Origin of the sequence: uncultured Chryseobacterium sp., assembly GCF_913776365.1 — a bacterium.
Classification (GTDB): Bacteria; Bacteroidota; Bacteroidia; order Flavobacteriales; family Weeksellaceae; genus Chryseobacterium.
This window is the reverse complement of record NZ_CAJYMO010000215.1, coordinates 13,651-35,288: the sequence shown is the minus strand read 5'-3', so window position 1 is coordinate 35,288 and position 21,638 is coordinate 13,651. Positions and strand designations below refer to the sequence as shown.

Below are 21,638 nucleotides of genomic sequence, written 5' to 3'. Positions count from 1 at the left end.
CCGCTTTCTGCTGTATCTTTTTTTGCCTGGCTTTTCCCGCTTCAAAAAAAGGATGCCGCGGCAATCGGGGCTATGCCGGCAGACCCCGTTTTGGCAGTGTCCTCAAAGTCAATAGTCAATTCCTTCGGGTCAATCCGCTGCGCTGGTGAATGGTCAATCTCAGTTCAGTCGTAAATTCACTTGCAGAGCAAAATTGACCCGCGGAGCGAAATTCACCATTCACTTTTTGTCAATGGTCAATGTCTGCGGGTGAATGGTTAATTTCAGTTCAGCCTGAAAATTCACTTGCGGAGCAAAATTGACCCGCAGAGCGAAATTCACCATTCACTTTTTGTCAATGGTCAATGCCTGCGGGTGAATGGTCAATTTCAGTTCAGCCTGAAAATTCACTTGCGGAGCAAAATTGACCCGCAGAGCGAAATTCACCATTCACTTTTTGTCAATGGTCAACTCCTGCGGGTGAATGGTTAATTTCAGTTCAGTCTTAAATTCACTTGCAGAGCAAAATTGACCCGCAGAACGAAATTCACCATTCACTATTCACCTCCCGAACCACCCCGTCAAAAATTCTTAGAATTTTCGCCACCCCTCCAAAACCGGAGGGGAATTTCCGTTAAGCCTATCTGCTCAAGACTTGTGATTAGGATGGTTGGAAAAACGCGAAGCCGAAAAGAATATCGGGAAAGGCTTTGGTATAAGGCGCAAAGAATTCGGCAAAGCCAAATTTTCATGCCGCTCCATAGACTGCTTTACAGGCATCGGTAGTACAATACAATAGGCAGTATTCCATTTTATCTCTGATAAAATCGTTGCGCCTTATCCCCCATAAAGCGGGCAAAACCCTTCGTGCCGTTGCGTTTTCCCAATAGTAACCCTAAGTATAAATTCACCATTCACCTGCAAAGCAAAATTCACCATTCCCCACTCTTGTTTCCGGCTCATGAAAACTTTCATCAAAAATCCGTAACTTTGCCGACTACTAAAATTTTTATGGAGAGTATTAAAGTTCACGACAAAACTTTTGTTCCTTATTTAGAGGATGCCGAAATTCAGGAGATTGTAAAAGCAACAGCTTTAAATATTTATGAAGACTACAAGGACGAGGTTCCTGTTTTTATCGGGGTACTGAACGGAGTCATTATGTTCTTTTCAGACCTGCTGAAGCATTATCCCGGGCCTTGTGAGATCGCCTTTATCCAGATGAGCTCCTATGCAGGGACGGAATCTACCGGTATTGTGTACCAGAAAATGGAGCTGACCAAAGATGTAAAAGACCGTCATATCATCCTGGTGGAAGATATTGTGGATACGGGAAATACCGTGGAAAGCCTGTTCAAATATTTTAACGAGACCCAGCGTCCGAAATCCGTAAAGATCGCATCATTCTTATTGAAGCCGGAAGTATACAAGAAAGATTTCAAACTGGATTATATCGGGAAGGAAATCCCCAATAAATTTGTTCTCGGCTACGGACTGGATTACGATGAATTGGGAAGAAACCTCCCGAACCTCTACCAGCTGGAAGACGGACAGATCAACCATTAAGATGCTGTTGGCTATTGGCTGATAGCTTTTAGCTTACAAAGTAAAAATATAGAAATAAATTTAATAATAACTTAAAAATGCTAAAGGCAGAAGCAAATACGCTGACGGTAAAAGCCGGAAGCCAGCCGCCAATTGCCGGAAGCCCTAAACCATTATGATAAACATTGTTCTGTTCGGCCCTCCGGGAAGCGGAAAAGGTACACAAGCGCAAAACCTGATTGAGAAATTCAACCTGAAGCAGATCTCAACGGGTGACCTTTTCAGATTCAACATGAAAAATGACACCGAGCTCGGTAAACTGGCCAAATCCTATATCGATAAAGGAGAATTGGTCCCGGATCAGGTAACCACCGATATGCTGATTGATGACATCAGGAAGCCGACCGAGGCAGCAGGATTTATTTTCGATGGGTACCCGAGAACGGCTGTTCAGACGGAAGCGCTGGAAAAAATTGTAAAAGAAGAGCTGAATGACGAGATTGACGTTTGTCTTTCCTTAGTGGTTGAAGATTCTATTTTGGAAGAAAGACTGCTGAAAAGAGGAGAAATCAGCGGAAGATCAGATGACAGCAATGTGGAGATCATCCGGAACAGAATAAAAGAATACTACGCAAAAACAGCAGAAGTTGCCGAGCTGTACAAGCAGCAGGGCAAATATGTGGAGATCAACGGTGTCGGCGACATTAATGAAATCGCCGAAAAGCTTTTCGCTGAAGTAGAAAAAGTAAAATAGTTAAAAGTTATGGGTGATGAGTTATAAGTTTTTACAATTCATAGCTCATGCTTCATAACTCATAACTCATAATTATAAGAAATGTCAAATTTTGTAGATTACGTAAAGATTCATTGTAAAAGCGGGCACGGAGGAGCAGGTTCTGCGCATCTCCGCCGTGAAAAATATATTCCCAAAGGCGGACCTGACGGAGGCGACGGAGGCCGTGGCGGCCACGTCATCATGAAAGGAAATGCCAATGAGTGGACTCTGCTTCCTCTGCGTTATACGCGTCACGTAAAGGCAGAGCGCGGGGAAAACGGCGGTAAAAACCAGCTTACCGGAGCTTACGGAGCCGATGTGTATATTGAAGTCCCGATCGGGACCATTGCCAAAAATGAAGACGGCGAAATCATTGGTGAAATTATGGAAGACGGCCAGGAAATCATCCTGATGGAAGGCGGAATGGGCGGAAAAGGAAACGAACATTTCAAATCCTCCACCAACCAGACCCCGAGATTTGCCCAGCCCGGAATGGACGGACAGGAAGGCTATGTGGTCTTCGAACTGAAGATCCTTGCCGATGTGGGGCTGGTAGGATTCCCGAATGCCGGGAAATCCACCCTGCTGGCTTCTGTTTCGGCCGCTAAACCGAAAATTGCCAATTATGCCTTTACGACACTGACTCCGAACCTGGGAATCGTGGATTACAGGAACTATAAATCCTTCGTGATGGCCGATATCCCGGGGATCATCGAAGGGGCAGCAGAAGGCAAAGGCCTGGGACACCGTTTCCTGAGGCATATCGAGAGAAATTCCATTCTGCTTTTCCTCATTCCTTCTGATTCGGAAGACCATTTCCAGGAATTTAAAATCCTTGAAAATGAGCTGAAAGAATACAACCCTGAACTGCTGGATAAGGATTTTATCATTTCAATTTCAAAATCCGATCTTCTGGATGACGAGCTGAAAAAAGAAATCTCCGCCGAATTCCCGGAAAATAAGCAGCCGCTCTTCTTTTCCGGTGTTACCGGCGAAGGGCTTACGGAACTGAAAGACGCGATCTGGAAACAGCTGCACGGATAAAAAAATTTGAAAAAAATAAAAAAAGTACACCTCCTGTGTACTTTTTTTATGTCCAGTTGCAGAAACGTCCGGACAACTGATAAATCCAGTTTATCGGCTGCATATTCTGTTCTTTTGATTGCGGGTCAGGGGTTTTCCTGAATTCTTTTTTTTGAATGTCCTATTAAAGTTTGGTACAGATCAATATTTTTTCGCCTGCGGAAAATCCATAATAAACATCTTCTGAGAAGGTTCTTACCGTAACACGGAATCCTGCCGTTTTCAGCCTTGATTCCAGGGCTTTCACGGAATAGATCCTCACGTGGTCTTCCTGCCCGAAATGCCTGAGCCTTTCCTCTTCTGTTACAATGGAATCATCTTCATAAATCTCCCCTTCTTTAAAAGGGGTCTGAATTAAAACAGTACCATCTTTTTTCAGGACGCGGTACAGTTCGTTCATCGCTTTGCGGTCTTCGGTAATATGTTCCAGAATATGATAGCATACGATCAGGTCAAATTTTTCATCTTCAGCCTCTATACCCGTAATATCATACCGGTAATCAGACAGGAATTCATCCTCAAAATCTGTAGGGAAATAAGATATTCCTTTCCGGGCCTTCCATTTTTTATACAACATCCGGGAAGGGGAAAAGTCAAGGAAGGCCATGCCGGGCTTTAAAAATTCCTCCTGCAGCAGTTTGTAGAGCCTGCGGGTCCTGGGCAGGCTTCCGCATACCGGGCAGATGAGGTTTCCGTTGCCGAGCTTCGCAAAGTGCTTGAGTCGGGTTCCACAGATCAGGCATTGGTTGTTCTTTCCTTTATACAAGGGAATCAGGAGTCTACGGAACCTCTCTTCATTCTCAATAAGGATTTTCCGGGGAATGATATTCTTAGCAGCTGACTTTAGAAAATTATACATGAAAAAAAGATGCAATTTTGAATGATCAAAATAACGAAAATTTATCTGAATTCCTTTTCAGGGAATCAATTTATACACATCTTTTTTAAATAGGAAATTTGGAACAGTTCTTGAAGATGTCCATAAAAATGACCCTATGAAATATGTATTAGGCCTTTGCGCATTTATTTTCCTGTTTTCATGTACCGCCCAGAAAATGAACTCAGCCTACACTTCCATTGAATACGAAGCCGGGCCCTGCTTCGGATCCTGCCCTATTTTCAAAATGACCATCAATCCGGACAGGACTGCCGTGCTGGAAGCGGAACATTTCAACTTTTCCAAAGAATTCTCAAAAGGAGAATTTGATAAGCCAAGGGAAGGTACCTTTAAGGGGACGATTAAAGAAGCGGATTACAACCGGCTCATCACGTTGCTTGATGACTTGAATGTAAAAGGGCTGAACGCCAAATACGGTGAAAGAAACATCTCTGATCTGCCCACTTCTTATCTACGCATCAAATTCCGTGACGGGAGCATGAAAAATGTAGAGGATTACGGAAAAATAGGTACGGAAAAACTGGCAGCACTGTACAAATTTTTCGAAGATTTAAGAAATAATCAGCAGTGGACAAAAGTAAATTAACCACTTAAAAATATTTACGTTACCTTTGCATACATCATTCCTTCTTTTTGAAGGAATTTTTATTGTAAATTATAAAAACGATTCATTTGAATTTTACAGACTTAAATTTAATAGACCCGATTGCCAAGGCAGTTCAGGAGCAAGGATACACCACCCCTACCCCAATCCAGGAAAGATCTATTCCTGATATCCTTCAAGGCAGAGATTTTTTGGGTTGCGCGCAGACAGGAACCGGTAAGACAGCTGCTTTTTCCATTCCTATTTTACAGAATCTTTCTAAAAATAAGACGCCGAACAGGCATATCAAAGCTTTAATACTCACCCCTACCAGAGAGCTGGCCATCCAGATCGAAGAAAACATCAAAGCCTACGGAAAGTATCTTCCGCTGAAGCATCTGGTTATCTTCGGAGGAGTAAAACAGGGAAATCAGGAAATTGCGCTCAGAAAAGGAGTGGATATCCTGGTAGCGACTCCCGGAAGACTGCTTGATTTTATCGCGCAGGGAATCATCAGCCTGAAAAACCTCGAGATTTTCGTGCTGGATGAAGCTGACAGGATGCTGGATATGGGTTTTGTGCATGATGTGAAAAGAATCATCAAGCTTCTGCCACAGAAAAGGCAGACCCTATTTTTCTCTGCTACCATGCCTGCGGAAATCCAGAAACTGGCAGACTCGATCCTGAATAATCCGGTAAAGGTGGAAGTAACCCCGGTTTCCTCTACTGCAGAGACCATCAAACAGTCGGTATATTTTGTTGAGAAAGACAATAAGCTGGATCTTCTTACCCATATTTTAAAGAATGACATCTCCGATTCCGTACTGGTGTTCTCAAGAACGAAGCATGGAGCCGATAAAATCGCCAGAAAGCTTCAGAAAGACCATCTTACGGCGGAAGCCATTCATGGAAACAAGTCACAGAATGCCCGTCAGAATGCCCTGAACAATTTCAAATCCGGAAAAACCAGGGTCCTGGTGGCTACGGATATCGCTGCCAGAGGAATTGATATCGACGAGCTTAAGTACGTAGTCAATTTCGAGCTCTCCGATGTATCAGAAACCTATGTTCACCGTATCGGAAGGACGGGAAGAGCCGGAGCCGAAGGAACCTCCATTTCCTTTGTTGACGGACTGGACCTGATGAATCTTAAAAATACGGAGAAACTCATCGGTATGAAGATTCCGATCGTGAAGGACCATCCTTTTCATACGGATAACCTGGTAGCCCAGAAAAGGGATTCCAATAACAAGCCATTTACACCCCGCACAGACCGGCCGAAAGCAGGAGGACCCAATACCCCAAGATCCGGCGGAAACAGGAACAAGCCGGAATCCGGCGGAGCTTCAACCGGCTTCAGCAAACCTAAGAATAAGAATTTTACAAGAAAGAAATAACAAGAAAAAAGCCTTCCGGACGGAAGGCTTTTTTTATTACTTTTTGCGCATGATCCAGATATCCTGTTCCGGTTTACCGTTGTTTGAGTAGGACTCGGTATGTTCAAGGATTTCATAATCGCTGAAGAGTTTTTTTACATACTCCTCCGGATGAAATGCGGAATAGGTCCGGTGCCCTTCCTTCACATTCCCTCTCACTACAAGATTCCCTTTCTCAAATTCACTCACCTCATTTCCGGTCAGATGGTTTTTGAAAAGCTTTCCCTGCAGGGATAAAAGCAGGATTCCTTTTTTTCCCAGTACCCTTGTCAGTTCGTGTTTCCACTCGTCGTGCATCTTTTCGGAAAGATGGGTAAAAATGGAAATCCCATAAATAAAATCAAAAAAGCCGTCTTCATACGGCAGATCCGCACTCAATGAATTGAGATTGAATTCAACGTTTTTGATATGGCTTTTGTTCCATGCTATCGATTCTCTATTGTAATCGGTTCCGAATACATGGCTACCCGGAAGCAGGGCGGGAATATGCCTTACCACTCTCGCCGGGCCGCATCCCCAGTCCAGGATCTTAGGCTGTTCCCGGGAACCATGAGTCCTGTAGATCTCAACAAATTCCTCAGCCGCTAATTTTCCGCTTTTATAATAGCTTTCGTAATTGATATAGAATGATTCATAGATCAGATAATCAGGAGGCAGCTTAAAATCAGGGTGTGCCAGCCTGAAAGCAAGGTTTTTATCACGGTTTTTAGCTTTATGAACATGGAAGCGCATTTTGTCCGCCAGAAACAATAAATTTACCTGTCTCAGAAGTTTTGAAATTTTTGCTTTCATGATTTGTTTTTGAAGAGTTTTTCGGCATTTGCTGTGGTTATCCTGCTGATTTCCGCGAAATCCTTTCCGTAAATGTCCACCAGCTTTCCGGCTACCAGGTCCAGATAGGCGCTTTCATTCCGCTTTCCCCGGTAAGGAACCGGGGCCAGGTACGGAGCGTCGGTTTCGAGGACAATTTTGTCCAGCGGACTTTCATGGAGGAACTGATCGATCTTTCCGTTTTTGAATGTGACTACCCCGCCTATGCCCAGGATAAAATTAAGATCAATGGCATGTCTCGCCTGCTCCAGGTTTCCTGAAAAGCAGTGGAATATTCCCCTCAATTTAGGATGTTTCTTTCTTTCCAGTACCTCAAAGGTTTCTTCAAAGCTTTCCCGGGTATGGATCACAATAGGGAGGTTTTTCTCAATGGCCCAGTCGATCTGCTGTTCAAAAGCTTTTACCTGAATGTCCAGTGTGGATTTATCCCAGTACAGATCGATTCCGATTTCCCCCACAGCCGGAAAATGCCGCTGGTCCAGATAATCCCTGACGATTTTCAGCTCTTCCTGCCAGGTTTCCGGTTTTACATAGCAAGGGTGCAGCCCCATCATGGAGAATACCTGGCCGGGATACGCTGCTTCCAGCTCCAGCATTTTTCCATGGGATTCCGAGTCGATAGCAGGAAGGTAGAAGTTTATAATTCCTTTATCGACTGCTCTCTGAATGGCTTCTGCACGGTCTTCATCGAATTCTTCTGCGTACAGATGGGTATGGGTATCTATCATTTCTTTTCTTTATAATTTCAGGAGATCTTCATACGGGTTTTCCAATCCCAGCAACATTCCGAATGCCGGCTCCGTTTTGATCCCTCTTTTCTTTAGGTTTATTATTTCCTGTTTAAAATCTTCTCCTCTTTCCTGTAATATTCTGTATTCGGCTATCATGTGGCGATAAGCATTCTGCAGAGTGGCCGGCTTGTTCTGTCCGAAAATTTCTATCGGGAGCTCTTCCAGCATACAATGTATTACGATTGATTTCTCTCCGCCAACGCTGCTGCTTTCAACAGCAATTTCGGTGTTTGCAGGTATGATCTTATTGAAAACCAGTTCCTGCAGTACATTTCCGTCCAGGTCAGGGTCCAGGTGACAGATAATATCCAGATCGCTCCCCCCGATATCGATTTCGATAGGAAAAGTTCCTGCCAATACCGGGTGATAATCCTGTAGCACATCAAAAACCCTGTACCTGGTAAGTACCTCATAGGCCCTCTGTTGGCGCGGGTTGCCTTTTTTCAGGTATTCCAGTGTCCTAAAATCAGTCATCCGGAAATATTTTATGCCTTGCTTTTTTACGCTGGCTTTCAATCCTTTGCTGCAGCTTTTCACGGAACAGGATATACTTCGGATCTTTTTCATCACTGCTTTTGTGCTCAAGGGCTTTGTTGATTTTAAAATTCTCGGTGATGAATTCCTTGGCCTGCCCGGAGAAATATGCGTTCCCGAACTTTTCGAAGATATAACTGACCGCCTGGTTGTTGGGGTGGATCAGGTCTTCCTTATAAAAACGGTAATCGCGCAGGTCGTCCATCATCAGTTCATAAACCGGCAGGTAATGGCAGTTCCCGAACTGCGGAATCACGTCATGGATGGCCGTAATCAGTTTGGATTTGCTCAGCTGGTTTTCCGCCATGCCGTCTTTGGTATGGCGCACCGGGGAAACCGTGAACAGGATCTGTACATCCTCCCGGCAGATATCGTTAAGATGCAGGACTGTATTATACAGGGAATCCGTAATTTCCTGATGGGTCAGCAGCCTTTTGGTAAAAAATTTCTGGGGGATTTTATGGCAGTTGGCTACCAGCTTCTGCTTTGGAATGAATTCATAAATGTAGGAAGTACCATACGTGATAATGACCCAGCGCGAATTTTGCAGAAAGGTGTTTCCTTTTTCAATTTCCGAGTTGATTTTTGCCAGGGTCTGATGCATATACCGGGTATCGAAACTGCTGTGGTGATCAAGGGAAATGAATTCATCGTTAAAGGCGATCAGTTCTTCTCCGGTGTAAAACCCTGCGTCATGCAGCCTTTTTACCGCGTTGGCAATGGAAAAAGGGTTAAAAACCGTACCGAAAGGATTGTTTGCAGTCTGCAGTTGCCCCAACCGCAGCAGGTCTGATATTTCTGAGGCAAAGCACGAACCGATTGAAAATATTTTATCCTCAATCTGTATCTTCCGTCCCGATTCTTTTATATCAACTTCCGTCCTGAATTTCATCCTGCTAATTTGAAAATCTGAAAATTTATCAATTTGAAAATCAATTATTTATGTTTACTGGTTTTCAAATTTCCGGATTAATTATTTACTACAGCTGTTCTATTTCTTTATACCTGCGGAATATTTTGTCACAATATTTCCGGGTTTTCTCATTTTTGTACAGATAGAGATCATACACCACAATCGGAAAAAGGTAGGGCAGATGCTCATCTTCGTACGTATTGTTTTTCAGTAGTTCCTTCCAAGATATGCCGAACCGGCTCTGAAAGGCACTGATAAACCCTTTTTGAACATCAAATGCTGCGGTCTGCCCTAAAAATTTCGGCAATGCATTGATGTAGACCGATCTGCTTAAAAGTTCCCGGATCTTCCTTTCTTTCAGTGTATAGGGATCAAACAGAAAATATACCAGAACGTTGATTCCCAGCACGGTCAGGAACAGGTTTTCGAAACTCATTTCATCATAATGCTGCCCCGTGACATATTTGATAAAGAGATAGAATACCGAAGCCATGATGATGTATATTTTTACAGCCTGCTTCCAGTAAAGATCCACTTCAATCGATCTGTTGGTATCCTTGAAAATATAATAACTCTGGATGGGCACCAAAGGGATGCCCACAATAACAAAACGGGTACCGATGCCCTGGTTTTTAAACTTCCGGTACGTGCGGATTACATAATGACCAAAAATCATAGCTTAACTTTCTCTTCGCAGCAGGTAATTGGCCAGTTCTGCAAACGGTTTTTTCTTTTCATCCGGGATGTCTATTTTCTGAAGGTAGCTCTGCCCGATCTCGTTATGCTTTTCAATCAGCCTCAATGCTTTTTCATCCACTTTTGTCCTCCTGAATATCTTTTCCACGCCGTACACTTTATCGATGTTATCGGTTTTTTTGGAATACCAGTAATCCAGTTCCTTTCTCTCTTCTTCGGTCGCATGCTCGCGGGCCATCAGGTAAAGAACGGTTTTCTTGTTCTCATAGATATCGCCGGCATGCTTTTTCCCGAACTGTGCCTGGTCCCCGAACACATCCAGGTAATCATCCATGATCTGGAAAGCGATCCCGATATGTTTCCCGAAGTTGAAAATGGCTTTGGCATCTTTAAAGTCCGCTTTGGCAATCATCGCCCCGATCTCAAATGAAGAAGCACTGAGAACGCCTGTTTTATAGGTAATCATCCTGATATAGTCATCGAAAGTAACATCTTCCTGGGTTTCGAAATTGATGTCATATTGCTGGCCTTCGCACAGCAGCAGTCCGGTATGGGTAAAGATCCTGATGCAGGCTTTAAAAATTTCAGGCTCCAAGTCCTCAAAAAATTTATAGGCTTTCAGCATTAGCCCGTCCCCGGAAAGGATGCCCACATTGATGCCGTGCAGGGTATGGATGGTGGGTTTATTTCTCCTCAGGGGAGCCTCATCCATAATATCATCATGGATCAGGGTAAAATTATGGAAAAACTCGATAGCCAGGGCCGGCTTGATGGCTTGTTGAAGATCGCCGCCGAATAAATCGCAGGCCATCAGCACCATAATCGGACGCAGGCGTTTTCCCCCATGCGAAATAATATAGTTCATCGGCTCATACAGTTCTGCCGGCTTGTCCTTAAAGGTATATCTGGTGATAGCATCCCCAACAATCTGCTGGTATCGGTCTAAAAATTCCATAAATTCTGATAGTTTAAACAAAAATACGATTTTTAGGCAATGTTTGGAACAGGAAACCATTATTTAAAAAGAAAAGCACCACTGAGGGTGCCTTTTCCGGACGGCCTGTAAACCGCCTGTATCTTATACAATTGCCTGCAATCTGTTCAGGGATAAAACCGGATTATAATTCCTGAATCAGTACAGCCGTTTCTGCATAGGGATCCGCAATCGAAGTGGTCACTACATTGGCATCATTCCTTTTAGCCGTAATGCGGAGCTTGATGTTTTTTGCAGACGTCCCGGTACTGATCACGCATAATGCAGGACCTCCGGAAGAGTCGTTATTAACCTCTGTTGAAGGCTCGCTATACCCTCTTGATGCTACGGTACAGGTAGAAGAATTGTTGAGTGCGGCATCCACGATTTCGTATCTTGCCCAGCTCTGGGTGCTGCCTGAAGCGGAAGCTATCGCCAGATAACCGGTTACCAGAAATGTTTTTCCGGCAGGCAGCGTAATGCTCGATCCGCTTACGGTTACTCCTGTTCCCTGCCCCGAAGTGGTATCAAAGGTGATGTCTCCTGAAGTATCCGCGGTGGGGATGGTCTGGTTGGCATTCTTGCGGATGATCTGGAAAATCCGGGCACTCGCCGCTACGGGAACCAGGGACTCCCATTGTATGCCGGAATAATAGTAGAACTGGTTCAGGGTGGTATCATATACCATGGTTCCGGTTGCAGGCGAAGAAATGGCATTTCGCTGGGCAGTGGTCATGCGCGGCGGTACAAAACCTCCCGTTTGGCTCTGTACATCCAATGCTCCCGACGGGTTATTGGTGCCGATCCCAACTTTACCGGAAGACGTTACAACGAGATCATTGAGTTGCTGTGCAGCAGTAGGAATGCCCGTGACCGGATTGTCTTTGGCTCCGTCTACATGGAACACGGATTGCGGGTTCTGTGTATTGATACCAATCTGTGCATAGGTAAGTGAACCCATCAATAGAAGAACGGACAGGGCCATTCTTTTCGGCTGTTTCTGTAAAATTTTCATTTTTCCTTGAATATGTATTAAAGTGTGTATCTCTGGTTAAGAGCATATCAACTTTTGCCGAAATGGTGGAAAAACAAAAAGCTAACCGGGGTACCTGCTCATCCGCTCCGCTTATATATAATCCGGAACACACATTAGTCAAATCCGCTCTGACAGGCCGTTAACGCTGCAAATATAAAAAAGAAAACTGAATTATTTCATCACCTGATGAAAAAAAATAACAAAAATTAACCAATGGGAAACAGGCTTATAATGCCATAACAATTAATTATTATTCTATTAAAACTACCAGAACCATCAGCTTATCTGCATATCCCTGAAGATCTATGCGCATGGATAGAATCTCCCTTTTTCATATGGGATTGCCATTTTATCAAAACAAAAAGCCCTGTCCCGGAAGACAAGGCTTTCATGATATTTAAAATTTGTATTTTATTATGTCAGGTACGTCACGGCAAGGTACGTAATCCCTGCTACGATTGCTGAAATCGGGATGGTCAGTACCCATGCCCAAAGAAGGCTTACGGTAATCCCCCATCGTACGGCAGAAACCCTCTTGGTGAGCCCTACCCCGATAATGGAACCGGTAATGGTGTGGGTTGTGGAAACAGGAATCCCGAAGTGATCCGTAATGAACAGGGTAATGGCACCTGCTGTCTCGGCACTTACCCCTTCGAGGGAAGTCACCTTGGTGATCTTCGTTCCCATGGTTTTGATGATTTTCCATCCGCCGCTCATGGTTCCCAATGCGATAGCGATGAAAGAGACCAGCGGAACCCAGATGTAATGCTGGGCGAAATAATCAAAGCGTCCGGCGGAAGGGATCTTCAGGTATTCAGCATCCTGAAGCATATTGACATGATAGTATATTACTGCTGCCCCGATGATTCCCATTACTTTCTGGGCATCATTCAGACCATGCCCCAAGCTGAACAGTGCTGAAGAAGCCAGCTGCATCCTTTTAAAGGACTTGTCGGCTTTATGCGGATTGGATTTTTTATACAGGTAAACGATGATCAGCGTAATGATAATGGAGATGATCATCCCGATGATCGGCGCCATGAAAATAAACAGGAAAATAGGGATTACCTTGTCAAATTTCACCACACTCTGCTGGGTCACCTGGCTGGCTGCTTCCTTAAGGGTTTCCCATAATCCCAGCCCCGGCTGGGCTGCTGCCACCTCATGATAGTCCATCATAAAGGCATGCATCAGTGCCGCTCCCAGGAATCCTCCGATCAGGGTGTGGGACGACGACGAAGGGATCCCGAACCACCAGGTAAGGAGGTTCCAGGCAATAGCAGCCACCAGCCCGGAGAAGATGACTTCAAGGGTAATGAAGTTTTCGTTCACGGTTTTGGCAATGGTATTACCGATCTTAAATTCGCCGATGATATAAGCCGCAATAAAAAACGCGGCAAAGTTCCAGAGGGCAGCCCAAAGAACGGCCTGGAACGGAGTAAGTACTTTTGTGGAGACAATAGTTGCAATTGAGTTGGCCGCATCATGAAACCCGTTGATATAATCGAAAATCAATGCGAGCCCGATTATAACTATAAGTAAAATAGGAAATTCCATCGTTTAATTATAATTATGAATTAAGCGTATTTGATCATGATGTTCTCAATCGTGTTGGCAACATCTTCCGCTTTGTCGGTTACTACCTCAAGATAATTAAGTACAGATGAAACTTTGATGATGTTGATGGCATCGTTGGTTTCGAAAAGTTCCACCATGGAGTTGGAAAGCAGGTCGTCTGCAATATTTTCAATAGAGTTTACTTTGATGCACGCTTCCTTTACCTGCTCCATGTTTTTGAAACCCTTCAGGTTCTTCATGGCATTCTGGATTTCCAGGCAGGCTTTGTGGATCAGGAGGGAGAAGTCTGAGTAAGCCTTCATTTCCGGTGATTTGTACAGGAAGATATATTTTGTGGAAGCGTAGATATAATCGGCAATATCATCCAGTCCTGTAGCCAGTGTATGGATATCTTCCCTGTCGAAAGGCGTGATGAAGTTTTTCCCCAGCTCAACGAAGATCTCATGGGTCAGTTCATCATTTTTATGCTCATAGTCGCTCATCTTCTTCAGCATGGAGTCATCATTAAGATCGAAGTCCTTGATTCCATGATTGAAGTCTTCAGACATTGCCACCAGGTTTTCAGTTACTTTTTCAAATAGAACAAAGAAGATTTTATCTTTGGGTTGAAAAGCGTGGAAAATATTACCAATTCCCATTTTTAAGTATTTATAATTCGTGTGCAAATTTCCTAAAAAAGCCCCTTACCCGGAAACATATAACATTAAGTTTTGTTAACATTGAAGACACCCTGTTTGCGGACACAAAAAAACCGGCTCAAAAGCCGGTCTATTGTATTGATTATAAGATTAGTTAGCTTCTTCAGCCCTCATCTCTTTCCCTCTGAATTTCATTGAGGTAATGTTGCTCAACAGGTCTCCTTTGAATGATTTTTCTATCTCGAAGAAGGAAAATTTCTCTAAAATTTCGATATCGCCGATTTCTGCTCTTTTTTTGCTTTTCCCGTTGGATGTCGCTTTATTGATGATGTCCAAAACATCAAGCTTTTTCAGCTGGTCCTTTTTCCCCAGGTTAAAGAAGAATCTTACCATATCTTCATTTTTCTTTCTCGGTTTTCCTCCGCGTTCCCTTCTTTCGCCGCGGTCACTGCGTTCGCTTCTGTCGCGGTCTCTTCCTCTGTCGCGGTCTCTTCTGGAGCCTCTGTCGTCATCCCTGCTGCTCAGCTTCTGCTCCATCATGTCATGCCTGTCTTTGTAATACAGCGCCAGGTCTTTCAACTGGAACTGAAGCAATTTGTGGGCAAGCTCTTCTTTGGTGAATGCAGATAAATCCGGGATCAGGGAATCATCGAATTCAAAGAAATCTTCATGGATTTCGAAAAGGCTTTCGAAAACGCCTGCTACCTGTGCTTTGATGATGTCTTCGCCGGTAGGTACTTTTCCTTCGTTGATCTCAATTTTGGTCACCGATTTGATCTGCTTCAGCTTCCGGCTTTCTTCCGGTTTGATGAGAGAGATGGAGATCCCGTCTTTCCCTGCTCTTCCCGTTCTTCCGCTTCGGTGAACGAATACTTCAGGATCATCCGGTAAAGAGTAATGGATTACGTGGGTCAGGGAGTTCACATCAAGTCCTCTTGCCGCCACATCTGTAGCTACAAGGATATCGATATTCTTCAGCCTGAATTTCTTCATCACCGTATCACGCTGTGCCTGGGAAAGATCTCCATGAAGTGCATCAGCGGCATATCCGTTCTGCATCAGGAAGTCGGCAACCTCCTGGGTCTCCATTCTTGTTCTGCAGAATATGATGGAATACTGGTTCGGGTTAGAGTCGATCAGACGCTTTAAAGCTTCTTTTTTCTGACGGTACCCGGTTACATAGTACTCATGTTTGATGTTCTTCTTAACTTCGTTAATGGAACCTACCGAAATCCTGTGCGGCTTCGTTAGATAATTCTTGGAAATCCTTTCCACTTCTTTGCTCATGGTGGCAGAGAACAGGAAAGTCTGCTTGGTTTCAGGAGTTTCGCTCAGGATGGTTTCCAGCTCGTCCTTGAATCCCATGGAAAGCATCTCATCGGCCTCGTCCAGAACCAGCCAGTGGATAGCAGAAAAGTCAAGGGCTTTCCTGTTGATCAGGTCAATCACCCTGCCCGGAGTTCCCACGATAATCTGCGGTTTGTCCTTAAGTGATCTCATTTGGTCCATAATACTGCTTCCACCATAGACGGCTGTCGTCTTGATGTCTTTCATGTATTTGGAGTAGTTTTTGATGTCTTTCGTAATCTGAAGACATAATTCCCGTGTCGGACAAAGCACCAATAGCTGGATTTTGCGACTCGTATCGTCAATCATATCCAAAATCGGAAGCGAAAATGCTGCTGTTTTGCCTGTCCCCGTCTGCGCAAGTGCGATCAAGTCGCGAATATCTGAAAGAATGAAAGGGATCGTCTGTTTTTGGATTTCTGTCGGGCTTTCGTAACCCAGTTCGCCAATTGCCTTAAGAATATCAGGACTTAAATTGGTTTCCGTAAATAAATTCATTAAATATTATAAAATTTCTGCAAAGATACAATTATTATTTGAATTATGCCTGAACTACTGTTACATATATGATAATTTAGTATTTGAATCCCCTTATCCTTTTATAATTTCCGCATTAAAAGGGCTTTTTTTTTGTTTTTATTTTAATATTAATTTTTCACCCGCCGTTCTTTGCAATACAGATTTTGCCTATATTTGAACTAAACATCTGTATATGCCGGCCTCTGTTTCCCCTGATATTTTTGATTTCCTCCGTCTGCTGAGTGAAAACAACAACCGTGAATGGTTTACTGAAAATAAACATCTGTACACCAACGCCCAGCAACATATGGTAGCCTTTATTGAAGACCTGATAAAAGAGATGGCAGGATTTGACGCAGATCTGGCAAAGATCGATGCCAGGAAATCGCTTTTCCGTATCTACCGGGACACCAGATTTTCCAAGGACAAGACCCCGTACAAGACCAATTTCGGAGCATCCCTGGGAATGGGAAAAGGAAGCCGGAAGGGAGGTTATTACCTTCATCTGGAGCCCGGAAAATCATTTATTGCCGGCGGAATCTACATGCCGGAACCGGCTGTCCTGAAAGAACTGCGGAAAGAAATTTCGTTGTACGGAGAAGAATTCCTGGCTGTTATCCATCAGAAGGATTTCAAGAAACATTTCCCCCAACTCGATCAGGACGACAAGCTGAAAAATGTTCCGCAGGGCTTTGAAAAAGATGACCCGATGGCCGACTATCTGAAACTGAAAAGCTTTATTGCTGTTTACGATATAAAGGATAAAGAACTGACCGACAAAAATGCGGTAAAAAAGCTGACATCCGTATTCAGCCTGATGAAACCGCTGAACGATTTCCTGAACGCACCGCTGTCGGTATAGCACCGGATGCTTTTCATCTTCATCATCCGGTTAATCTTTACCCGTCGCGATAATGGTCATCACAACAGTTACAGAAATACCGTTCCGCATTATTCTACCATATAAAACAGAAAATGCGTTTGGATCCCTGAAAATATTCGCCTGGTTTAAATTCCGGGTCATTTATCCTGATTTTCATCAGGCCCCGGACAAATGGCGATCCATTCCGAATATAATAAAATCAACCCAACTGATTATCAGACGATTAATTCAGTATTGTTTTAACAGGAATTTAACATTTTTACGTATATTTGCCTTTTCCCAAATGCTTATCCATGTCCCTGTATCAAAGAATTGCCGAAAAACTGCAGTATATCAGTCCGGATTTTTATAAAAAGAGATTTTTTAAAAACCTCCATCACCTTACCAAAGAAAATTTTTCTGCAAGGAATGTAGAACCGGAGCTGGTCTGGATCAGGGAATTCTTACCGAAAAAAGCGGTGATCCTGGATATCGGTGCCAATGTAGGCACTTTCCTGTACCAGCTGGAAGACCGCCTGGACCATGAGCATATCTATGCCTTTGAACCCAATAAAAAACTGTACAGGCGTCTGAAAAGGCTTTTCCCGGACATGAGGGTGCTCCCGCTTGCCCTTTCTGATGAAAATACCACGGCAGAATTCAAGGTTCCGGTGATCAAGGGAAAAATGATTGCCTCAAGGGGAACCCTGAATATTGATTATAAGGAAAAAGGGGAAGAAAAAAGCTATACCGAACAGGTAAAAGTAATCCGGCTTGATGACTGGGCTGCCATTGAGCATTTCCACCGCCTGGATTTTATCAAGATTGATGTGGAAGGCAATGAAATGAAGACCCTGAACGGTGCCCGTGAGATCATCCGCCGCTTTACCCCCGTTCTGATGGTGGAAATGGAACAGCGCCACCATGAGACCCCGGTCTGGAAAGAAATTTCCGAAGTGGAATCCTGGGACTACCATGCGCATTACCTCAACAGGGATACCTTCAGCCTCGAGCGGCTCACGGAAGAAATCCTGCTGACAAATACCGCCGACGAAAAAAATAAAACCGAATACATCAACAATATTATTTTCATTCCTAAAAGCCAATAAAATGAGTGTAGTAGCAAGACAGGGATTTAAATATTCCATTATTGGCTATATCGGTTTTCTGCTGGGCACCATCTCCGCAATTTTTATTTTCCCGAATGATTTTGAATTCTACGGAACATTACGGTACATCATGCCGACCGCTGAAATGCTGGTTCCTTTTGTGGTTTTCGGGATTTCCTATTCCAATGTAAAGTTTTTCCATCAGGTAGATCAAGACGGCAAACGGCAGAACATGCTTTCGCTTTCCCTGCTTACGGTTTTCATCAACTTCGTGGTGTTCCTGCTTGTATTTTTTCTTATCCCGCATATTTTTCCGGGGTTCAGGAATACGAAAGCCTGGAAGATCAAGGAAATTATCCTTCCCCTGATCCTGCTGCTTTCATTCTGTGCAATTTTCAACAAATACATTTCCAATTATAAAAGGATTGCTGTTTCTAATATTTTCGACAATCTGTTCCCTAAGATCGCCAATCTGGGATCCTTCTGTCTTTTCTTTTATTTTTCCCTTTCGGAGCAGACGGCGCTTGCCTTTTTCTTCGGGATCTTCGCGCTGATGCTGTTCGGGTATATCTACTATACCAACAGGCTTGAGAAAATCAGGCTGGATTTCAGTACTGCTTATTTTAAGCAGGACAACTTCTGGAAAGAATTCATGAATTACAGCTTCTTCGGCTTCCTCGGGACTTTCGGGAACTACCTGGCCATCAACAGCTTTATGATCGGTGAATACATGGGAATGGAAGAAAACGGCATCTATTCGGTACTGTATGCTTTGATTTCGCTGATCTCAATCCCGCAGCTTGGGCTGTTCAATATTTCCGCTCCGATCATCAGTAAGACCCTGGCTGACGGCGATATGCTGGAACTGGACCGGTTCCATAAAAAAACATCACTGTCCCTGTATTTCCTGGGTGCGGTGCTTTTTTCCTGCATTATGGTGGGCTTCCCTTACCTTACGCGGTTTATGCCGCAGAACGGAACCCTGCTCAGAATGTACGAACCTGTGATCTGGATCTGGGGTTCCGCCGTACTGATCGACCTGGCTACAGGATTTAACGGAAACATTATTTCACTCTCAAAATATTACCGCTTCAATATCCTGGTGATGCTCCTGCTGGCCGGGCTGACGATAAGCCTGAACCTTTATTTCATTAAGAATACCGATCTGCAGCTGATCGGGATTGCCCTGGCAACAGCGATTTCGCTGATCACCTATAATGTGGTAAAAGTAGTATTCAATTATTTTGTATTTAAAGTCTCCCCGCTAACGATTGAAATGATCTTCGTATCGATTATCTGTACCCTGGCGGTTACCGTAGCCATTGTACTGCCCGATTTCGGCAATAATTTCATTAATCTGGTTTACAAGCCGGCTGTCGTGCTGATCCTGATCTTCGTCGGAAATCATTTCACCAAAGTATTTCCGATCGAAAATTACCTGAACCGCAATTTTATCCGAAGTATTTTTAAATTCAAATAGCCGTCAGTTCTTCCAGCAGCCTTTCAAGCTTTGCCTGAACCGCTGGTTTGCCATACTGTTTCTGAAAGTCATACGGCGTGTCTTTAAGCCTTTCAAACTGGCTGATGATATCTTTCTGTTCCAGGACGATAAAATCTAATCCGGATTGATAATTTGCAGGGAAGACGGCCCATTTCCCGAACTTTATGGCATCCCCCAGGTTTCCCGTCATTTTGGTTTTGCCGTAGATTTCCTGCCGGCTGAAAAATTCCGTCTTTTCCTGAATGGGACACCAGAGGACATCGGCTTCCTGCATCCGGGCTGTGAATTCTCCGGAAGAAACCCGTTTGGAAAAATAAGTGATCCTGATGTGGTGAGGCAATTCCTGTGATAATGTTTCAAGCTCCCTGAGTTCATTTCCTTGTGCTTTGCCCAGGAATATAAAATGATACGGTTTCTCCGGCTTCAGCATCCGGATAACGGTAAAAATATGCCGGTAATCCCTTCTCTGCTGGGAAACGCCTCCGGGGATTACAACCGTCACGCTCTTATTTTCCGGCACAATGCCTGGTTGGGTAAAGAAAAGCGGCAGGAACCTGAACTTCTCTGAAACCAGTGCTTCATCCAGCACCAGCAAATTTTCAGCACCCCGGTATACTTCCGGCGCTCCCAGCAACCCCTCTTTCCACAGGAGTTTCATCCTGTACATCCGGTCTTTCTTGAAGATGCTTCTTACCAGCCCTGCTCCGGAAGCTTTGATAAAATTCAAGTTGTGGACGATGACCGCAGCATGATGCCGGGCGACAATAGCCTGAAAGGTATTGAAAAACCGGTGCACCGTACCGATGACGACAAGGTCATATTTTTTATCCTTCAGCTGCTCCAGGATTACGGAACTATCTGATGAGAAGACGGGTTCGCCATGATCATCGACCTGGCTTTTAATTTTTTCCGAAAAATAATAATCCACCGAAAAAGAGGCAGAACCTTTCATGATTTCCAGGAAAGCCTGGGCTATTTCCGCATGGGTATCGATCTCGATGTAGGCTATTCTTTTCACAGTCGGCATATTTGGCTAAAGCCATTAACTATATTCTGATGCAGACGGGCTAACGTCCTTTTTCTATGGGTATTATAACCCATAAGACCTTATCCGGTTCATTTGGTTATATCCTCAGCCATTTTTTCTTCAGCAGGTTCCAGCGGTGGCGGTTGATAACCTTCTGCTCATCTACTGAAATTTTCAATTCAAGCTTTTGGGTACGGCAGCTTTCGTATGATTTTACCATGCTGAAAAAAAAGGATACTGATTTTGCTTTAAACGCTTCCTTTGCAGCAGCAATGTATGACAGCCATCTGTTCAGGCCCAGGAAATAGAAATATCTCCCGTAATATTCCGCCGGCCGTATCGTGTAATCCGCGCCTTTTATCTTGATGAGCCGGACATGCAGCTCAGGAAGCACGACCTCTTTCCAGCCCAGATTTTCCAGTAAGACAGCATCTATATTATCCCAGCCCAGTGTTTCGCGGATTCCCTTCATCTGCAGGAAACTTTCTTTCCGGTATGCTTTTACAGGGCCGCGGACATGGTGTTTATTGGAATTTCCTTCATATACCCAGTCGCCGTTTTTTTCCACGTACAGAAGTCCGCCGACCAGTCCGTATTCCGGATTGTTTCTGAATGCATTGTGTACGGTCTCAAGATAATTTTCAGGCAGGATGATGTCGGCATCAAATTTACAGATCACTTCAAAATCATCGATATTCCGGGCCTGTAATCCGTTTTTAAAGGCACTGACCACCTTTGAGCCCGGCTGGTGTGCCGATTTTTCAAGATGAACGGAAGCAAATCTCGGATCCTTATCCGTATACTTCCTGATGACGTCAGGAGTGCCGTCTGTTGAACCATCGTTAACTACCACAATTTTAAAGTCAGCATAACTTTGACTCATCAGGGAATCAAGGGTAAACGGCAGGTTATTTTCCTCGTTATGGGCAGGAATGATGATTAAAAATTTCAAGGAAATAATTGGTATTGAAAGTGATCATTGAA

At 44.0% G+C, this 21,638-nt stretch carries 21 protein-coding genes; 8 read left to right on the top strand and 13 right to left on the bottom strand.

What is annotated here, in order from left to right:
- Positions 1–990 precede the first annotated feature (990 nt).
- The 3 genes from hpt (at position 991) to obgE (ending at position 3,343) form a co-directional block, all read left to right on the top strand.
- Complete coding sequence (gene hpt / locus QZ735_RS11065) at positions 991–1,545, top strand: hypoxanthine phosphoribosyltransferase (RefSeq protein ID WP_294248203.1); 555 nt, start codon at positions 991–993, stop codon at positions 1,543–1,545.
- 154 nt (positions 1,546–1,699) lie between these two features.
- A complete protein-coding gene (locus QZ735_RS11060) occupies positions 1,700–2,278 on the top strand; it encodes an adenylate kinase (RefSeq protein ID WP_294248201.1) in 579 nt (192 codons plus the stop codon).
- 81 nt (positions 2,279–2,359) lie between these two features.
- Positions 2,360–3,343 carry a GTPase ObgE gene (gene obgE, locus QZ735_RS11055; RefSeq protein ID WP_294248199.1) on the top strand — a complete coding sequence of 328 codons (984 nt, stop codon included), beginning with the start codon at positions 2,360–2,362 and terminating at the stop codon, positions 3,341–3,343.
- Between the two features lie 163 nt (positions 3,344–3,506).
- Here the strand turns inward: obgE and QZ735_RS11050 are convergent, their stop codons facing one another.
- Positions 3,507–4,241 (bottom strand): methyltransferase domain-containing protein, encoded by a 735-nt coding sequence (locus QZ735_RS11050; protein WP_294248197.1) that lies wholly within the window; start codon positions 4,239–4,241, stop codon positions 3,507–3,509.
- A 136-nt stretch (positions 4,242–4,377) separates the two neighbouring features.
- Between QZ735_RS11050 and QZ735_RS11045 the strand changes: the two genes are divergently transcribed.
- Complete coding sequence (locus QZ735_RS11045; protein WP_294248195.1) at positions 4,378–4,866, top strand: DUF6438 domain-containing protein; 489 nt, start codon at positions 4,378–4,380, stop codon at positions 4,864–4,866.
- Positions 4,867–4,952: 86 nt separating this feature from the next.
- Positions 4,953–6,260 carry a DEAD/DEAH box helicase gene (locus QZ735_RS11040; RefSeq protein WP_294248193.1) on the top strand — a complete coding sequence of 436 codons (1,308 nt, stop codon included), beginning with the start codon at positions 4,953–4,955 and terminating at the stop codon, positions 6,258–6,260.
- A gap of 36 nt (positions 6,261–6,296) precedes the next feature.
- On the opposite strand, the gene QZ735_RS11035 is transcribed toward QZ735_RS11040, so the two are convergent.
- From QZ735_RS11035 to QZ735_RS10990, 10 genes are all read right to left on the bottom strand, one after another.
- The gene (locus QZ735_RS11035; protein ID WP_294248191.1) at positions 6,297–7,091 is read right to left on the bottom strand and encodes a class I SAM-dependent methyltransferase; all 795 of its coding nucleotides are present in this window, start codon (positions 7,089–7,091) and stop codon (positions 6,297–6,299) included.
- Complete coding sequence (locus tag QZ735_RS11030; protein ID WP_294248189.1) at positions 7,088–7,858, bottom strand: TatD family hydrolase; 771 nt, start codon at positions 7,856–7,858, stop codon at positions 7,088–7,090. Before QZ735_RS11030 ends, QZ735_RS11035 begins: the two co-directional genes overlap by 4 nt.
- Positions 7,859–7,867: 9 nt before the next feature.
- Entirely contained in the window at positions 7,868–8,395 is a 528-nt protein-coding gene (locus QZ735_RS11025; protein ID WP_294248187.1) for a DUF4269 domain-containing protein, read from the bottom strand.
- Positions 8,388–9,347: a GSCFA domain-containing protein gene (locus tag QZ735_RS11020; protein ID WP_294248185.1), complete on the bottom strand. Its 960-nt coding sequence runs from the start codon at positions 9,345–9,347 to the stop codon at positions 8,388–8,390. The genes QZ735_RS11025 and QZ735_RS11020 overlap by 8 nt, the downstream gene beginning before the upstream one ends.
- Before the next feature lie 88 nt (positions 9,348–9,435).
- Positions 9,436–10,044 (bottom strand): hypothetical protein, encoded by a 609-nt coding sequence (locus QZ735_RS11015; RefSeq protein WP_294248183.1) that lies wholly within the window; start codon positions 10,042–10,044, stop codon positions 9,436–9,438.
- A 3-nt stretch (positions 10,045–10,047) separates the two neighbouring features.
- Positions 10,048–11,019 carry a polyprenyl synthetase family protein gene (locus tag QZ735_RS11010; protein ID WP_294248179.1) on the bottom strand — a complete coding sequence of 324 codons (972 nt, stop codon included), beginning with the start codon at positions 11,017–11,019 and terminating at the stop codon, positions 10,048–10,050.
- Between the two features lie 163 nt (positions 11,020–11,182).
- Positions 11,183–12,052 (bottom strand): hypothetical protein, encoded by an 870-nt coding sequence (locus QZ735_RS11005; protein WP_294248178.1) that lies wholly within the window; start codon positions 12,050–12,052, stop codon positions 11,183–11,185.
- A gap of 435 nt (positions 12,053–12,487) precedes the next feature.
- The gene (locus QZ735_RS11000; protein WP_294248176.1) at positions 12,488–13,630 is read right to left on the bottom strand and encodes an inorganic phosphate transporter; all 1,143 of its coding nucleotides are present in this window, start codon (positions 13,628–13,630) and stop codon (positions 12,488–12,490) included.
- 20 nt (positions 13,631–13,650) lie between these two features.
- Entirely contained in the window at positions 13,651–14,289 is a 639-nt protein-coding gene (locus QZ735_RS10995) for a DUF47 domain-containing protein (RefSeq protein ID WP_027379143.1), read from the bottom strand.
- A 150-nt stretch (positions 14,290–14,439) separates the two neighbouring features.
- The gene (locus QZ735_RS10990; RefSeq protein ID WP_294248170.1) at positions 14,440–16,134 is read right to left on the bottom strand and encodes a DEAD/DEAH box helicase; all 1,695 of its coding nucleotides are present in this window, start codon (positions 16,132–16,134) and stop codon (positions 14,440–14,442) included.
- A 214-nt stretch (positions 16,135–16,348) separates the two neighbouring features.
- Between QZ735_RS10990 and QZ735_RS10985 the strand changes: the two genes are divergently transcribed.
- From QZ735_RS10985 to QZ735_RS10975, 3 genes are all read left to right on the top strand, one after another.
- Positions 16,349–17,017: a DUF2461 domain-containing protein gene (locus QZ735_RS10985; protein WP_294248168.1), complete on the top strand. Its 669-nt coding sequence runs from the start codon at positions 16,349–16,351 to the stop codon at positions 17,015–17,017.
- Between the two features lie 314 nt (positions 17,018–17,331).
- Positions 17,332–18,126 (top strand): FkbM family methyltransferase, encoded by a 795-nt coding sequence (locus QZ735_RS10980; RefSeq protein ID WP_294248164.1) that lies wholly within the window; start codon positions 17,332–17,334, stop codon positions 18,124–18,126.
- 1 nt (position 18,127) lies between these two features.
- Positions 18,128–19,606, top strand: coding sequence for an oligosaccharide flippase family protein (locus QZ735_RS10975; protein WP_294248162.1), 1,479 nt, complete (start codon positions 18,128–18,130; stop codon positions 19,604–19,606).
- On the opposite strand, the gene QZ735_RS10970 is transcribed toward QZ735_RS10975, so the two are convergent.
- Both QZ735_RS10970 and QZ735_RS10965 read right to left on the bottom strand, forming a co-directional pair.
- On the bottom strand, positions 19,599–20,645 hold the full coding sequence (locus tag QZ735_RS10970) for a hypothetical protein (RefSeq protein WP_294248157.1): 1,047 nt from the start codon (positions 20,643–20,645) through the stop codon (positions 19,599–19,601). The two genes, QZ735_RS10975 and QZ735_RS10970, sit on opposite strands and share 8 nt — an antisense overlap.
- A gap of 106 nt (positions 20,646–20,751) precedes the next feature.
- Positions 20,752–21,606 (bottom strand): glycosyltransferase family 2 protein, encoded by an 855-nt coding sequence (locus tag QZ735_RS10965; protein WP_294248154.1) that lies wholly within the window; start codon positions 21,604–21,606, stop codon positions 20,752–20,754.
- Positions 21,607–21,638 lie beyond the last annotated feature (32 nt).

Bases quoted from the DNA above. Each gene is read 5' to 3' on its own strand.
- hpt (WP_294248203.1), top strand. From the start codon at position 991: ATGGAGAGTATTAAAGTTCACGACAAAACTTTTGTTCCTTATTTAGAG.
- QZ735_RS11060 (WP_294248201.1), top strand. From the start codon at position 1,700: ATGATAAACATTGTTCTGTTCGGCCCTCCGGGAAGCGGAAAAGGTACA.
- obgE (WP_294248199.1), top strand. From the start codon at position 2,360: ATGTCAAATTTTGTAGATTACGTAAAGATTCATTGTAAAAGCGGGCAC.
- QZ735_RS11050 (WP_294248197.1), bottom strand. From the start codon at position 4,241: ATGTATAATTTTCTAAAGTCAGCTGCTAAGAATATCATTCCCCGGAAA.
- QZ735_RS11045 (WP_294248195.1), top strand. From the start codon at position 4,378: ATGAAATATGTATTAGGCCTTTGCGCATTTATTTTCCTGTTTTCATGT.
- QZ735_RS11035 (WP_294248191.1), bottom strand. From the start codon at position 7,091: ATGAAAGCAAAAATTTCAAAACTTCTGAGACAGGTAAATTTATTGTTT.
- QZ735_RS11030 (WP_294248189.1), bottom strand. From the start codon at position 7,858: ATGATAGATACCCATACCCATCTGTACGCAGAAGAATTCGATGAAGAC.
- QZ735_RS11025 (WP_294248187.1), bottom strand. From the start codon at position 8,395: ATGACTGATTTTAGGACACTGGAATACCTGAAAAAAGGCAACCCGCGC.
- QZ735_RS11020 (WP_294248185.1), bottom strand. From the start codon at position 9,347: ATGAAATTCAGGACGGAAGTTGATATAAAAGAATCGGGACGGAAGATA.
- QZ735_RS11015 (WP_294248183.1), bottom strand. From the start codon at position 10,044: ATGATTTTTGGTCATTATGTAATCCGCACGTACCGGAAGTTTAAAAAC.
- QZ735_RS11010 (WP_294248179.1), bottom strand. From the start codon at position 11,019: ATGGAATTTTTAGACCGATACCAGCAGATTGTTGGGGATGCTATCACC.
- QZ735_RS11005 (WP_294248178.1), bottom strand. From the start codon at position 12,052: ATGAAAATTTTACAGAAACAGCCGAAAAGAATGGCCCTGTCCGTTCTT.
- QZ735_RS11000 (WP_294248176.1), bottom strand. From the start codon at position 13,630: ATGGAATTTCCTATTTTACTTATAGTTATAATCGGGCTCGCATTGATT.
- QZ735_RS10995 (WP_027379143.1), bottom strand. From the start codon at position 14,289: ATGGGAATTGGTAATATTTTCCACGCTTTTCAACCCAAAGATAAAATC.
- QZ735_RS10990 (WP_294248170.1), bottom strand. From the start codon at position 16,134: ATGAATTTATTTACGGAAACCAATTTAAGTCCTGATATTCTTAAGGCA.
- QZ735_RS10985 (WP_294248168.1), top strand. From the start codon at position 16,349: ATGCCGGCCTCTGTTTCCCCTGATATTTTTGATTTCCTCCGTCTGCTG.
- QZ735_RS10980 (WP_294248164.1), top strand. From the start codon at position 17,332: ATGTCCCTGTATCAAAGAATTGCCGAAAAACTGCAGTATATCAGTCCG.
- QZ735_RS10975 (WP_294248162.1), top strand. From the start codon at position 18,128: ATGAGTGTAGTAGCAAGACAGGGATTTAAATATTCCATTATTGGCTAT.